The 14338-nt window shown below is 68.8% G+C and carries 14 protein-coding genes and 1 pseudogene; 7 read left to right on the forward strand and 8 right to left on the reverse strand.

Annotation, left to right across the window (positions count from 1 at the left end; translation table 11 throughout):
* The first annotated feature begins 60 nt into the window (after positions 1 to 60).
* The 4 genes from AP428_RS17175 (at position 61) to AP428_RS17190 (ending at position 3410) form a co-directional block, all read left to right on the forward strand.
* On the forward strand, positions 61 to 1041 hold the full coding sequence (locus tag AP428_RS17175) for a hypothetical protein (protein ID WP_011547157.1): 981 nt from the start codon (positions 61 to 63) through the stop codon (positions 1039 to 1041).
* Positions 1042 to 1070: 29 nt separating this feature from the next.
* A complete protein-coding gene (locus AP428_RS17180; RefSeq protein WP_011547158.1) occupies positions 1071 to 2057 on the forward strand; it encodes a 2OG-Fe(II) oxygenase family protein in 987 nt (328 codons plus the stop codon).
* Between the two features lie 13 nt (positions 2058 to 2070).
* Positions 2071 to 2994 carry a DMT family transporter gene (locus AP428_RS17185; RefSeq protein WP_011547159.1) on the forward strand — a complete coding sequence of 308 codons (924 nt, stop codon included), beginning with the start codon at positions 2071 to 2073 and terminating at the stop codon, positions 2992 to 2994.
* Positions 2995 to 3059: 65 nt separating this feature from the next.
* Positions 3060 to 3410 (forward strand): VOC family protein, encoded by a 351-nt coding sequence (locus AP428_RS17190; RefSeq protein WP_011547160.1) that lies wholly within the window; start codon positions 3060 to 3062, stop codon positions 3408 to 3410.
* A 30-nt stretch (positions 3411 to 3440) separates the two neighbouring features.
* Here the strand turns inward: AP428_RS17190 and AP428_RS17195 are convergent, their stop codons facing one another.
* The 3 genes from AP428_RS17195 to AP428_RS17205 all read right to left on the reverse strand — a co-directional run bounded on the left by AP428_RS17195 (position 3441) and on the right by AP428_RS17205 (position 5801).
* Positions 3441 to 3848, reverse strand: coding sequence for a DUF2000 domain-containing protein (locus AP428_RS17195; RefSeq protein WP_011547161.1), 408 nt, complete (start codon positions 3846 to 3848; stop codon positions 3441 to 3443).
* Between the two features lie 44 nt (positions 3849 to 3892).
* The gene (locus tag AP428_RS17200) at positions 3893 to 4750 is read right to left on the reverse strand and encodes an AraC family transcriptional regulator (RefSeq protein WP_011547162.1); all 858 of its coding nucleotides are present in this window, start codon (positions 4748 to 4750) and stop codon (positions 3893 to 3895) included.
* Between the two features lie 73 nt (positions 4751 to 4823).
* On the reverse strand, positions 4824 to 5801 hold the full coding sequence (locus tag AP428_RS17205; RefSeq protein WP_011547163.1) for an AraC family transcriptional regulator: 978 nt from the start codon (positions 5799 to 5801) through the stop codon (positions 4824 to 4826).
* Positions 5802 to 5842: 41 nt separating this feature from the next.
* Between AP428_RS17205 and AP428_RS17210 the strand changes: the two genes are divergently transcribed.
* A complete protein-coding gene (locus tag AP428_RS17210) occupies positions 5843 to 6592 on the forward strand; it encodes an SDR family oxidoreductase (protein ID WP_011547164.1) in 750 nt (249 codons plus the stop codon).
* 73 nt (positions 6593 to 6665) lie between these two features.
* Here AP428_RS17210 and AP428_RS17215 read toward each other — a convergent pair whose 3' ends face one another.
* A complete protein-coding gene (locus AP428_RS17215; RefSeq protein WP_011547165.1) occupies positions 6666 to 7967 on the reverse strand; it encodes an aspartate aminotransferase family protein in 1302 nt (433 codons plus the stop codon).
* Between the two features lie 78 nt (positions 7968 to 8045).
* Here AP428_RS17215 and AP428_RS17220 point away from each other — a divergent pair, with 78 nt between their 5' ends.
* A complete protein-coding gene (locus AP428_RS17220) occupies positions 8046 to 8930 on the forward strand; it encodes a LysR family transcriptional regulator (RefSeq protein WP_011547166.1) in 885 nt (294 codons plus the stop codon).
* A gap of 13 nt (positions 8931 to 8943) precedes the next feature.
* Here AP428_RS17220 and AP428_RS17225 read toward each other — a convergent pair whose 3' ends face one another.
* The 4 genes and pseudogenes from AP428_RS17225 to AP428_RS17240 all read right to left on the reverse strand — a co-directional run bounded on the left by AP428_RS17225 (position 8944) and on the right by AP428_RS17240 (position 13096).
* Positions 8944 to 10374, reverse strand: a complete 1431-nt coding sequence (locus AP428_RS17225; RefSeq protein ID WP_011547167.1) for an isochorismate synthase — start codon at positions 10372 to 10374, stop codon at positions 8944 to 8946.
* Positions 10371 to 10676 carry an isochorismate lyase gene (locus AP428_RS17230; RefSeq protein WP_011547168.1) on the reverse strand — a complete coding sequence of 102 codons (306 nt, stop codon included), beginning with the start codon at positions 10674 to 10676 and terminating at the stop codon, positions 10371 to 10373. The genes AP428_RS17225 and AP428_RS17230 overlap by 4 nt, the downstream gene beginning before the upstream one ends.
* A complete protein-coding gene (locus AP428_RS17235) occupies positions 10673 to 11446 on the reverse strand; it encodes a thioesterase II family protein (protein ID WP_011547169.1) in 774 nt (257 codons plus the stop codon). The genes AP428_RS17230 and AP428_RS17235 overlap by 4 nt, the downstream gene beginning before the upstream one ends.
* Positions 11443 to 13096, reverse strand: a pseudogene (locus tag AP428_RS17240) ((2,3-dihydroxybenzoyl)adenylate synthase). The gene AP428_RS17235 and the pseudogene AP428_RS17240 overlap by 4 nt, the downstream one beginning before the upstream one ends.
* A gap of 217 nt (positions 13097 to 13313) precedes the next feature.
* Here AP428_RS17240 and AP428_RS17245 point away from each other — a divergent pair.
* The gene (locus AP428_RS17245) at positions 13314 to 14255 is read left to right on the forward strand and encodes a helix-turn-helix transcriptional regulator (protein ID WP_011547171.1); all 942 of its coding nucleotides are present in this window, start codon (positions 13314 to 13316) and stop codon (positions 14253 to 14255) included.
* The last annotated feature ends 83 nt before the right edge of the window (positions 14256 to 14338 follow it).

The following is a 14338-nucleotide window of genomic DNA, read 5'->3' on the forward strand; positions in this document are numbered from 1 at the left end:
TCAACAGGCAGACAACGGCAGGCAGCCGGTCGGGCGTTGCACGCATCCGGGGAACGATTCATGTCGATCAATGATTTTGTCGTAGATGCATTGGTGCGGGACAGGAAGCTGAAGGCGGAGTCGGTATGGACGGTCGAGAATCACGAAAAATATTCGACGTTGCATCGCACTGGCGATGACGCGCGGCGACGGGAAGCGGGGCGCGAAGTCTTTGCGCTGATGCGCAACCTGAACGAACTGGGCGTGCGAAGCCCGGCGCTGTGCGCGGATCGCGACGGCAAGGGTTCGTTGCGCGAAGCGATCGGCGCATTGAGCGAGCGGCTCGCGACGTTGTCGCGCGGCCGCCATGTCCATTACATCGAGCTGGGGCCCGAGCCGGTCAAGACGACCGAGCTGATGAAAGCGGTCAGCGGCGGCGGGCCGGATCATCTGCGTTACACGGCCGTCGACATCAACGAGTCGTCGGAAGACGCGATGCGGCACGCGATCATGCCGTTCCTGAAAACGCCCGGCTGTTTCAACTACATCGCCGACGATTACCGGAACGTGCAGTGGAACCATATCGACCTGGGCCAGGACGTGACGTTCATCACGATGCTCGGGTTCCAGGAAGGCAACGAGTTGCCGGTGACGATCGGCCGGCTGATTCGCAATCTCGGCGGCAAGTCGACTTACGTCGTGTCGGAGATGCAGTTGCTCGTGGAAGGGCGCGAAGAGCCCATCTACGACTTCTACCAGAACGAGAACATGGTGCGGTTCTCCGAAATCGTCAGCCGGCAGCAGGGCTTCGAGCCGCTCGGCAAGCACCATGTCTCGATCGTGCGGCTCAATCTGCTCGGCGACCAGTTCCATGTGGCGGTCACGCTGCAGCCGGTGTCGAAAGCGGGGGCCGACGGGCATCTGATCACCAATGTCTGCCTGAAATACACGCCGGAGCAATTCCGCCACGTCCGCCTGAGCCACGGCAATTGCCGCGTGATCGACGAATTGCATAGCGGGGACGGCAGCGTCGTGTACCAGATTGCGCAGTACAAGGGCTGAATGGCGAAACGTCGACAGCGAGGCACGCGATGAACAAGGGACATGCATTGCCGGTATTTGCGCGCGGGTTCGGCCGGGTGACGCTGGCGCTGCGGACGTCGCTGTCCGTCGGCGCGAACGTCGGCGGCACGCTCGACGCATCGACGGAACCGATGCGCTGGAGCGGCGCGTGCCTGCGCGACGGCTACGAGGTGCGCTACCGCCGCAACCTCGACGATCTCGGTTATCGCGACGTGCCGATGCGCGGCACGCGCTCGGATGCGCTGAATGCGGTGTGTCACCTGCGCCGGTTGTTTTCCGACGAAGCGGTCGACGCGCTGCGCGAGATCGGCCGCGCGCTGGAACGCAGCGCGTCGAGCAGCAACTGGATCATCTCGAAGCGCGTGCGTGCGGTGACGAACCGCTCGCGCTTCATCGACGACATGATGCACGATCGCGCGTTCCTGCTGCGGGTGTCGCGCCTCGCCGGTGTGCCGTTGATCCCGTATCCGATGGCCAACGCGCGCTCGCAGTTCAACTACTACTATCCGACGGATCAGCGCGACGGCAAGGCGCAACTCGGCATGTGGCACACCGACGGCACCAGCTTCGTGCTGAACATCGTGCTGTCGGATCGCGCCGATTACGCCGGCGGCAACTTTCTGTTCTACGAATCGAGGGCGGAGACGTTCGATCGCCACGATCCCGAGCGCCGGCACGTGAGGACCGCGAACCTGGACCACGCGGGCGATGCGCTGCTGATCTACGGCAGCAAGCTCTTTCATGGCGTCGAACCGGTCGAGGCCGGGCGTCGCATGTCGCTGGTGCTGTCGTTTCATTGCCCCTACACACGCGAGGACGACAACGGGTTCTGGCATCTCGCGTCGGACGACGGCATTGCGCGCACCGCCGTGAACTGGCTGGCGCTGCGGCGTGCCCTCAGGGACGACGCCGAGCTGCAGTACCGCCGCCTGGGGCTCGAACCGATCCGGCCGGACGATCTGGGCGACCAGCGCCTGGCTTCGGCCACTTTCTGAGAACCGTCGCGCCATGCAGCTCTTCCTGCTTCAACTCGTTTTCGTCCTGTCGTGGAGTTCCGGATTCATCGGCGCCAAGCTCGGCGCGGAGACGGCCGGTGCGTTCAACCTGCTGTTCTGGCGGTTCCTGCTCGTCACGCTGTGCCTCGCGATCGTCCTCAATCGGCAGCTCGGGCGCCTGACGCTCGAGAAAATCTGCTATCACGCGGTGATCGGTTTCCTGTCGCAATTCCTCTATCTGGCCTGCGTGTACGTCGCGATCCAGCACGGCCTGCCGCCGGGCATCGCCGCGATCGTCGCGGCGTTGCAGCCGCTCATCACGGCGGCGATGACGTCGTTCGGCGGCAGCGAGCGCAGCGGGGCGCGCCAGTGGGCCGGGCTCGTCGTCGGGTTCGTCGGCGTGGGCATCGTGATCGGCGGCCAATATGCGCTGCCGGCCGGGTCGGTCGGGATCGTCATGTACCTGCTGCCGCTGGTGTCCGCGTTCGGGCTGTCGATCGCGACGATCTATCAGCGCCGCCGCGCGCTGACGGCCGCGCGCAGCAACGAGGACGGGCTGTTCCTGCCGCTGTTCGTGCAGGGTGGCGTGAGCCTCGTGCTGTTCGCGGCGTGCGGGATCGTCACCGGCGACCTGCACGTGCCGACGCAGCCGAACGTGTGGGTGTCGGTCGTGTGGCTGACGGTGTTCTCGACCTTCATCGCTTACCTGTCGCTGTGGGCGCTGCTCAAGCGCATGCCGGCGACGCGCGTGGCGACGCTCGTCTATCTCGAACCGCCGGTGACGCTGCTGTGGGCCGCGTGGATGTTCGGCGACCGGATCGCGGTGACGACCTACGTCGGCATCGTCGTGGTCGCGGTCGGCGTCTGGCTGGCCGGCAAGCCCGGTGCGCGGCCCGCGCGGCCGCGCTGCGCGGACCTGGAGACGGCCGGCCGCTGACGCACTGGTTGCGCGCGCGATTCCGGTGTAGCTTCGCGAGACTGCCCGACTCGTGAAGGAACCCGATGAAAGTCAAACGGATCGTCGCCAACGTCGACACGCGCTCGATCGACGATGCAAAGCGCTTCTATCAACGGATCTTCGGTCTCGACCTGCTGATGGACCACGGCTGGATCGCGACCTACGGCAACGCCGAGCAGATGGACGTGCAGATCAGCTTTGCGTCGCACGGCGGATCGGGCACGCCGACGCCCGATCTGTCGATCGAGGTCGACGATGTCGATGAAGCGCTCGCGCGGGTCCGGGCGGCCGGCATTTCCGTCGAATACGGGCCGGCCGACGAGCCGTGGGGCGTGCGGCGGTTTTACGTGCGCGACCCGTTCGGCAAGCTCGTCAACGTGCTCGCGCATCGCTGACCGGCGACGGCGAACCGGGCACGCCGGCGGTCACGCATGCAACGCCAGCCCTTTCACCGCCTTGTCGACGGCCTTCTTCGGCCCGTGCAATGCCAGGCCGACCAGATCGGGATTGTCCGCATCCTCGGCGCGAAACGCCGCGCGGTTGGCCGCATCGTGCCCGGTCGAAAACATCGCGCGCACGTAGGGCACGATCGTCAGTTCGCGCGACAGCGCCTGCCGGTGCGCGGCCTGCAATCCGTTCAGATCGGCCGCGAACACCAGCATCGGCTGGCCCCGCATCCGGCTATAGCGGCGCCCGGCCGCATCCTCGTAAGGCTCGCCCAGTGCGTCCGGCGCACCGGCCGCGACGCCCGTCGCGAGAAACGCGACCACGTTGAGTTTTTGCCACGCGGCGAGATCGTCGCGCACGATCAGCGCTACTTTGGTATCGAACATGCTTGCTCCTCGTTGGAGCGCCCATGATCGGACGTCGTGCGCGATCAGTCTGGAACGTTTGTGCAGAGTTGCCGGTACGCGGCCGGCGTGATCCGGTACGCGCGGCGAAACCAGCGGCCGAGGTGGCTCTGGTCCGCGAAGCCGACGTCGGCGGCCGCCTGTGCGGGCGTGCGGCCGGCAGCCAGCAGCTTGCGCGCGGCGCGCAGCCGCAAGCGCACGAGGTATGCGTGCGGCGACGTGCCGAACGCACGCTGGAACATCCGCGTCAGCCGGAACCGGTCGATGCCGGCGACGCTCGCGAGTTCGTCGAGGCCGAGGTTGCCGTCCATGTGTGCGTGCAGCAGGTCGCGTACGCGCGCGATCGCGGGCGGCACGACGCCGCTTTCCAGTGCGAGCGGGCCGCCCAGTTGACTGCCGAGCCGTATCAGCAGGCGGTCGAGCGTCTGGTCGCGCGCGAGCCGGCCTTCGTTGTCGTGGATCGCGAAGAACGCGTTCCGGATCGCGTCGACGAGGCCGCGATCGTCGACGAGCGTATGGCCGAACGTGGCTTCGACGCTGCCGAGGCCCGGCAGGTCGAGCCGGCGCGCGGCGCGCTCGACCCACGCTTGCGGCAGGTACAGCATCCCGTACGTGAAGCCTCCCGCCTCAGGCGCGTGGCCGTCGTGCATCGCGCCCGGCTCGATCAGGATCGCGCGGCCCGGCACGCTGGTATGCAGCGAGCGGTGGCACTGAAAGCGCTGCACGCCCTGTTCGGTGAAGCCGACCAGCATGTCGTCGTGATCGTGCGCATCGTACGCATGGCCGTTGAAATGCGCGTGCAGGCTCTCGATGCCGGTTTCCGCGTCGCGGCGCGCGACGAGCCAGTGGTCGGTCGTGCCCACGGCCTTGGCGTCGGTCGTCATCGGGGGCCTCGACCGTCGTCGTGGCGCGACGAAACGGGGTGGCGGGTGGCGGAACAGGGAGGACGGGTGCGGGTCATGATTCGCTCACCATCGCTTGTTCGTCGCGCGCATATTGCGCGGGCGGCCGGCCGACGTGCCGCGCGAACGCGACGCTGAAGGTGCTCGCCGAGCTGTAGCCGACGCGCGCCGCGATCTCCGCGATGCGCCCTTCGTTGCGGCGGAGCAGATCCTTCGCGAGCGCCATGCGCCATGTCAGCAGGTACTCCATCGGCGCGACGCCGACCGCGCGGCTGAAGCGTTCGAAGAACGTCGAGCGCGACAGCGCGGCTTCCTTCGCGAGTTCGACGATCGTCCACGGATGGGCGGGGCGCTCGTGCATCCGGCGCAGCGCGGCCGCGAGGCGGCTGTCGGCGAGCCCGCGCACGAGGCCGGGCGATGCATGCGTGCCGGTCGTGAAGCGCATCGCCTCGATCAGCAGCACTTCCAGCAGGCGCGCCAGCACGATCTCGCGGGCCGGCCGCTGCGCGCGCGATTCGTCGCGCACCAGTTGCACGAGCGTGGTCAGCCGCGGCTCGCCGCGTACGTGCACGAAGCGGGGCAGCAACGACACCAGCAGCGCCGCGTCGGGCGAACCGAAGCTGCAGTTGCCGGCCATCATCCGCGTGTCGACCGGATTGGCCGGATCGCCGATCCGGTATTCGCCGTGGTCGAGCATGACGGGCGGCGCGGTGTCGACGCCCGGCGGCGGCGGTTCGAGGCTCGACATCGCCACGCCGTAGGCCGCCGGAATCAGCATGAAATCGCCGGCCAGCAGCTCGATCGGCGCGTGCCCGTCGATCGCGATCCGGCACCCGCCGTCGAGGACCGCGCAATAGAACGGCTCGCCGGCGACCGTGCGGCTGATCGCCCACGGGCTCGCGCCACGGACGTACTTCGAGTACCGCGCGCCCGGTTGCAGCAGCGTCACGACTTCGGTCAGTGGGTCGATCATGGTCGGACTCTCGCAAAAGAAAAGCGGATTGTCGATTGTAGCGAATACGGTTCCGGCCATCTATCGTACGGACACATGCTCAACACACCCGAGGAGTTCGCATGAAGACCGTACTGATTACCGGCTGTTCCTCCGGCTTCGGCCTCGAAATCGCGCGCCATTTCCTGGCGCGCGACTGGCAGGTCGTCGCGACGATGCGCAAGCCGAACGACGACGTGCTGCCGCCGTCGGAGCGCTTGCGCGTGCTGCCGCTGGACGTGACGAACGCGGACAGCATTCGCGCCGCGATCGACGCCGCCGGCCCGATCGACGTGCTCGTCAACAACGCGGGCGTCGGCGCGGCCGCACCGGCCGAACTCCTGCCGCTCGACACGGTGCGCGCGCTGTTCGACACCAATACGATCGGCACGATCGCGGTGACGCAGGTCGTGCTGCCGCAGTTTCGCGCGCGCGGGGCCGGCGTGGTCGTGAACGTCACGTCGAGCGTCACGCTGAAAGCGCTGCCGCTGGTCAGCGCGTATCGCGCGAGCAAGGCGGCAGTCAATGCCTATACCGAATCGATGGCGGCCGAGCTCGAGCCGTTCGGCGTGCGCGCGCATCTCGTGCTGCCGGGCCGCGCGCCCGACACGCGTTTCTCCGACAACGCACGAGCCAACATGCACGGCTTCGAGCACGAGGCGTATGCGGATTTCGTCGGCAAGGCCGTCGCGCGGATGCTCGATGCGTCGGGGCCGATCACCCACGCGCAGGACGTCGCCGAAGCCGTGTGGCGCGCGGCGACCGATCCGTCCAGCCCGATGCGCATGCCGGCCGGCGCCGATGCGCAGGCGTGGGCGGCGGAAGCGGGTTGATCGAGCGTCAATCCGTCGCGCCGGCCGGTTGAGCCGGCGCGACGGACCGCGTGACGGAGAGAACGGCGTTACGTTACAGCGCGCGCTCGATCGCCTGCTCCAGCAGCGACAGGCCGAGGTCGATCTCTTCGTCGCTGACGGTCAGCGGCGGCGCGATCCGGAACACGCCGCCCATGCCGGGCAACTGCACGATGTTCATGCTGAGCCCGAGCTTCATGCACTCGCGCGTGATCTTCGCGCCGAGCCCGTCCGCCGGCTCCTTGGTGCGGCGATCCTTGACGATCTCGACGCCGAGCAGCAGCCCGCGTCCGCGCACGTCGCCGATGCAGTCGAAGCGCTCCATCAGGTCGAGCAGGCCGCGCCGCAGCCGCTCGCCCATCGTGTTGGCGCGCGCGACGAGGCCGTCGCGCTGCACGACGTCGAGCACGCGCAGGCCGACCGCCGCCGGCAGCGGGTCGGACACGTGGGTCGTATAGAACAGGTAGCCGAGCTCGTGCGCGCGTTCCTCGATGGCCGCGGACGTGACCATTGCCGCGAGCGGCAGCCCGGCGCCGAGCGTCTTCGACAGCGTCAGGATGTCGGGCGTCACGCCGTCGCGCTGGCACGCGAACATCGTGCCGGTGCGGCCGACGCCCGTCTGCGCCTCGTCGAGGATCAGCAGCATGCCGCGTTCCTCGCACTTGCGCTTGAGCGCGGCCATATAGCCGTTCGGCAACTCGATGATCCCGCCCGAACTGAGGATCGGCTCCGCGATGAACGCGGCAAGATTGCCGCTCGACTGGCGGTCGATCAGGTCGAACGCGTAGTCGAGCTCGGCGAGCGGGTCGTACGCGCCGTTGCGCTCGAAGCGCGGCCGGTACGTGAACGGGGCCGGAATCGCGAACGAACCGACCGCCGCGGGGCCGACGCCCTTGCGGCCGGCGCTGTACGTGGCCGACGCGGCGGCGCCCGTCATCCCGTGCCACGACTGCGCGAAGCCGACGATCTCGTACTTGCCGGTGACGAGCTTCGCCATCCGGATCGCCGCCTCGTTCGATTCCGCGCCGGTGCTGAGCAGCAGCGCGCGGTCGAGCCCGGCGGGCGTGAGGTCGGCCAGGCGCGTCGCGAGCTCGACGACCGGCCGTGACAGCATCCCGCTGAACAGGTGGTCGAGCTTGCCCGCGTATTCGCCGATCACGGACACGATCTCCGGATGGCTGTGGCCGAGCACCGCGCTCATCTGGCCCGACGTGAAATCGAGGATCGCGCGGCCGTCGGCATCGTAGACGAAGCTGCCCTTCGCGCGCTCGACGATCATCGGCTCGAACGTGCCGCCGTAGCGGACCAGGTGCTGCCTGGCGTTGCGCCAGAAGGTTGCGTCGTCGTTCAGGGACATCGGGCGGCTCCGGGCAAAAGGGCAGGGATCGCTTGCAGTCTAGGCGCGCGTCTGGTTTGATGGAATCGAATAGTTCTAATGCAAGCTAGAAAAGGGGCTAATACCTTGGCGCTTTCGCTCGAAATCGACCTGCTGCGCTCGTTCGTCGTGATCGCCGAGGTGCGCGCGCTGAGCCGCGCGGCCGCGCGCGTCGGCCGCACGCAATCCGCGCTCAGCCAGCAGATGAAGCGGCTCGAGGAAGTGGTCGACCAGCCGCTGTTCCAGCGCACCGGCCGTGGCGTGGTGCTGACGCAGCCGGGCGAGCGGCTGCTCGTGCATGCGCAGCGCATCCTGCGGCTGCACGACGAGGCGATGGCCGACCTGTGCGGCACGGGGCTGTCGGGGACGATCCGGTTCGGGTGCCCGGACGATTACGCGCAAGTGTGGCTGCCGTCGCTGCTGCGGCAGTTTTCGAGCCAGCATCCGCAGGCGATCGTCGAAGTCGTCTGTGGGCCGACGCCGCGACTCGTCGAACAGCTGGAGAAGCGCGCGGTCGATCTGGCGATGATTTCCGTGCCGGACGACGGCGCGACCGACGACGTCATTCGCCGCGAGCCGCTGGTCTGGATCGGCTATCCGGGGCTCGCACCCGCGCATTTCGATCCGCTGCCGCTCGCGCTGTCCGATCGCGACACGCTCGATCACCTCGCGGCGTGCGACGCGTTGAACCGCGTCGGCCGCGACTACCGCGTCGCGTATGCGAGCAGCAGCCTCGCCGGGCTGATCGCGCTGGTGCGCTCGGGGCAGGCGTTCGCGGTGATGACGCAGACGGCCGTGCCGGCCGACCTCGCGATCGTCAACGGCGATCCGCGCTTGCCGCCGTTGCCCGCCGTGGGCATTACGCTGCGGTTCGACCGGAAGCGGCCGTCGCACCTGACGGCAGCCTTCGCCGACCATATCCGGCAAACGCTGCCGTTGCTTTGACGGCCGACGGGAATCAGTCGACCATCGACGAAGCCGACGCCTGCGTGTGGCCCGGCCGCTCCGCCGCCGCGTCGCGCACGCGGATCGCCGCCTGCATGCCGGACAGCTTCAGTTCGGTTTCCTGATATTCGTTGACCGGCTCGGAATCGGCGACGATGCCGCAGCCCGCGAACAGCCGGCACGCACCGCCCGCGATCAGCGCCGAGCGCAGCGCGACGATGAAATCGCCGTTGCCGTGCGCATCGATCCAGCCGATCGGCGCCGCATACCAGCCGCGATCGAAGCCTTCGTACGCACGGATATGGTCGAGCGCCGGTGCGCGCGGATGGCCGGCCACCGCGGGCGTCGGGTGCAGCGCCGCGACCACCTGCAACAGCGTCGCATCCGCATTCAGCGTCGCGCGGATCGGCGTGCTCAGGTGCTGGAGCTTCGGCAGCCGGTGCAGCGACGGTTGATCGGGCACGTCGAGCGCGCGCGACAGCGGCGCGAGCGCGGCGCGGATGGCGTCGACGACGAGTGCATGTTCGAGCCGCTCCTTCGCGGAAGCCATCAGCGCGGCGCCGAGTGCGCGATCGTCGTCGGGCGTGGCGCCGCGCCGGATCGTGCCGGCCAGCGCATGCGTGCGCACGTCGCCGGCCGCGACACGCGCGAGCCGTTCCGGCGTCGCGCCGACGAAGCACGCTCCGTCGCGACGGACCGCGAACAGGTGCGCATGCGCGTCGCGCCGTCGCAGCCGGCGCAGCAGCGGCGCGATCGCCACAGGCCGCGCGTACTGTTCGAGCACGTCGCGGGCGAGCACGACCTTGCCGAAGGCGCCGTCGTGGATCGCATCCACCGCACGACGGACTTCGTGCTGCCATTCGCCCGCCTGCAGCGCCTGCGTGTGCAGCAGGTGCGGCGCGTCGTCTTCCGCGGCCGGTGCAAGCGTGCCGAGCGACTCGATCCGCGCGAGGCACGCATGCGCGAGCGCGGTGGGATCGTCGTGGGCGGCGACGACCTGCTGGCAGACGGCCCAGTGCGCATCGCCTTCGCGCACGATCAGCAGCTTCGCCAGCGTCATGCTCGCATCGGGAAACGATGCCCAGTGCGCGCTGCGCGGGCCGCGCGAATCGAACCGGAAGCCGCCGACCAGCCGCGGCGGCTGCGGGCCGGCCGTGATTGCATCACTCACGAGCGTGCGCCAGCGCGCATCGATCTGCGCGAAGCGCGTGTCGCCGGTGGCGCTCAGTTCGACCGCGCAATCCCAGCCGTACAGCGTGACGGACGCATCGCCGGCTTCGTGGAAGCACCACGGCGTGACGCCGTCGTCCCACGCGGCGATCAGGTCGAAGAAGTCGAGCGGGCGCAGCGGCACTGAGACCGACGCCAGCGTCGGCGTGCCGGTGGCGGCGGCGCGGGCCGCACGCGCGAACGTGTCGTGCAGCAGCGGAAGGCCGGCGTTCATGCAAGCCCCCGCTGTTGTCGCCAGTATTGCGTTTGCTGTGCGATGTACCACGCGATGAGCTGGGCGAACAGCGTTTCGACGTAGTCGGCGTCGAGGCCGGCCTGTTCGGCCCAGCGGCGCCGGTCGGGCAGCATCGCGGCCACCCGCTCCGGCGCGGCGATGCTCGCTTCGTTCGGCTTGAAGCGCGACGCGGCCAACACGTACTGCATGCGCCGGCCGAGCGCGTCGATGATGTCGGCGTCCAGCCGATCGATCGCTTCGCGAATGTCGGGCAGCCCCGTGCAGGCGTCCGGTGTTTTCATGTGTACTCCTTTCCGTAACGAAGGGATTGGTCGATCCGTTCGACCAGATGGGCGATCACCGCCGGGTATTGGTGTCGCAGGTAGAAGTGGTCGCCGTTGAACGTCTCGACGCGGATCGGGCGCGCGGCGACGTCCTGCCACGCGTGCGCCTCGTCACTGTCCAGCTCGGGATCGGCGAGCGGCAGCATCACGCCGAGCGGCGCATCGATGCGCGGCGGGCGGTCGCGCCGATACGTTTCGATCGCGCGGTAGTCGTGGCGGATCATCGGCAGGTAGATCGCGCGCATTTCCGGATCGGCGAGCAGCGCGGCGTGCTCGCCGGACAGCCGGGCGACGTCGCCGACGAGCGCGTCGTCTGACTGCAGGTGCAGATCCGACGGGCGCTGGCGATGCGGCGGCGGCAGCGCGGACACGGCCACGTACAGCGGCGCGGCGCCGCGCGCCTCGAGCCGCACCGCGACCTCGTACGCGAGCGCCGCGCCGAGGCTGTGCCCGAACAGCACGAGCGGTGCATGGGCATAGCGTTGCAGCGCGTCGGCAGCGGGGCCGGCGAGCGCGTCGATCGAGGGCAGGCACGGCTCGCCGAAGCGTTCCTCGCGGCCCGGATACTGCAGCGCGAGCAGATCGACGTCCCACGGCAGCGCACGGCTCCAGCCGCGAAAGAAATTCGCGGTGCCGCCCGCGTGCGCAAAGCAGACGAGCTGCGCACGCGGGCACGGCGACAGCCGCAACTCGCGAATCCAGCTCGAACCGGTCGGGTGCGTGCTCATGCGACCGCCGCCTCCAACTGGCGGCGCAGCAGGTCGCGCAGCGATTTCTTGCTGGTCTTGCCGATGCCGGTTTCCGGAAAGCGCGGCATGAATTCGATGCGGTCGGGGATCTTGAACGCCGCGAGCCCGCGGTCGCGCAGGTAGCGTTTCAGCACGAGTCGGGACGGGGCCGGCGCGCGTGCGACCACGAACGCGCAGGTTCGCTCGCCGAGGATCGGGTCGGGCATCGCGACGACCGCCGCATCGTGCACCTGCGGGTGCGCGAGCAACAGGTTCTCCACTTCCTCGGCCGAGACCTTCTCGCCGCCGCGGTTGATCTGATCCTTGTCGCGGCCTTCGACGACGAGGTCGCCGTCCGCGGTGCGCCGCACGCGGTCGCCGCTGCGGTAGAAGCCGTCGGCCGTGAACGCCGTCGCGTCGTGCTCCGCGAGCCGGTAGTAGCCGCGGATCGTGTACGGGCCGCGTACCTGCAATTCGCCGATCTCGCCGGCCGCGGCCGGTGCGCCGCTTTCGTCGACGATGCGCACTTCGTCGCCTTCGGAGACGGGGCGGCCCTGCGTGTGCGCGATGCGCTCGGGCGCATCGTCGAGCCGCGTGCAGCAGATGAGCCCTTCGGCCATGCCGAACACCTGCTGCAGCCGGCAGCCGAGCACGGGCGTCACGCGTTCGGCCGCGTGGTCCATCAGCCGTGCGCCGCCGACCTGCAGCACGCGCAGGCTCGACAGGTCGGTCTGCCGTTGCGGCTGCTCGTCGAGCCACAGCAGCGCGAGCGGCGGCACGAGCGCGGTATGCGTGACGCGTTCCTGCGTGATCAGCGCGAAGCTCTGGTCGGGCTCAGGCCGCGCGGTCGTTACCACCCGGCCACCTGCGAGCAAGTGCGCCGATCGTGCCGGGGCAGCACAGCGTGAAGTTGTGCGCCATCGGCAGCGCGGCGAGATAGACGGTGTCGGCATCGAAACCGCTCGCGGCGCTGCACGCGCGCACGTTGTACAGGTATTCGCGATGGCGGCGCGGAATCAGCTTCGGCGTGCCGGTCGTGCCGCCCGACAGCTGGAAGCACGCGATGTCGTCGGCGCGTGCAGAGCAGTGGAGCACGGGCGGCGCGTCGTACAGCGCGTCGAACGACGTGAACGCGTGATCGTCGCCGGCCATCACGATGTGCTCGAGCGTCGGGCAGTCGGCCTGCAACGCGGCCGCGAGCGGCCGGCAGTCGAAATCGCCGAGCTGCGACGCGCCGAGATAGGCACGCGCACCGGCGAAGCGGCAGAACGCGCCGATCTCGTAGTGACGGTGCGCGGGCAGCGCGAGCACCGGCCGCACGCCGAGCTGGAACAGCGCGAAGCACGTCTCGATGAAGCGCGCGCCGTTCGGCAACTGGACGACGACAGCGTCGCCGCGCACCAGGCCGAGGCGCGCGAGGCCGCCCGCGAGGCGGCGAATGCGCGCGAGCAGATCGCGATAGCGCAGCCGCAGCGTGCCGTCGACGACGGCGAGCGCGTCGGGATGGCGTTCCGCGCACGCATCGAGCGCGTCGAAGAACGTCGTGTCCTGCCAGTAGCCGGCGTCGCGGTAGCGGCGCGCGAAGTCGTCGGGCCAGTCGGGCGCGTCGGCCGGCACGGCCGCCGCCAGGGAGGAAGGGGAGGATTGCATGCGCTGACCTTGGGTTCCGGCAAGTTGTCAGAAAATGTAAATGAGAGGTATTATCATTTGTAACAGGTGCTGCGATAGCGCCGTTTCTTTCGATATCGCGGCAATTTCGTTCGATCGGGCGTCGGTCGCGCGGCACCCGCCCGGTCCGGCCGGACAATCGGCCGGTTGCCGCCGGCGCGCGCCGGTCCGCGCGTGCCGCCCAACCAACGGACCTCCGATGAGATCGACCTCCTTCGCTTCGTCACGACGTCACCCGCCGGTGCTCGTGCCCGGCAATCATCCGGGTGTGGTGCACATCGACGCGGGCATGAAACTCATGAGCGGCACGCTGTGCTCGGATAGCCGCGACTGGTACGAGGAGCCGCTCGAAAAAGGGCTGAAGCTCGTCCTCGTGCAGAGCGGGCAGTTGCGCTGCCGCGTGCCGGGCCAGCCCGAGCAATGCATCAAGGGGCCGGGCCTGTGCGTGATCGCCAACGACGGCGAATTCACCACCCACCAGATCTACGACCGCGACGTGCCGCTGCGCTACACGATCGTGCAGCTCGGCCTCGATGCGCTCGACCGCAACCTGAGCCTGCTGCCGGAGAAGATGCTCGCGCCGACGGGAGGCGATCCGCGCATCGTCAGTTGCCCGGCGTCGAAGGCGCTGCAGGCGCTCGCCGTGCAGATCGCCACCTGCCCGTTCGAGGGCGCGGTGCGCGAGTACTACCTGAAGGCGAAGGCGTTCGAGCTGACCGCGCTGAGCGCGCAGTTGCTGGCCACGCAGCGGCAGCACGCGCCGGCCGACGTGCGCGTCACGTCGTCGGATGTCGAGCGCGTGTATGCGGCGAGCGACATCCTGACGCGCGAGCTTCAGCATCCGCCGACGCTCGACGCGCTCGCGAGCCGCGTCGGGATGAATTCGCGCAAGCTGACGGCCGGCTTCCGCAAGGTGTTCGGCACGAGCGTGTACGCGTATCTGCAGGAATACCGGCTGCGGACCGCGCACGCGATGCTGTGCGCGGAGGATGCGAACGTGTCGACCGTCGCGTACCGCGTCGGCTACAGCCCCGCGCATTTTTCGATCGCGTTCCGCAAGCGCTACGGCATTTCGCCGAGCGATATTCGCGTGTCGTCGAACGCGATCGACAACGAGGAACTGGCGGGCGCGGCGATCTAAAACAACTGACCGGCAGCCTAAAGGAATCGACCGGGCTCATGGGTGTTAATGAGATAGATTCTCATTCACAGGTGGCCGCCGCC

The sequence above is a fragment of the Burkholderia sp. E168m22 genome (assembly GCF_001319805.1).
GTDB classification, from domain to species: Bacteria; Pseudomonadota; Gammaproteobacteria; order Burkholderiales; family Burkholderiaceae; genus Burkholderia; species Burkholderia orbicola.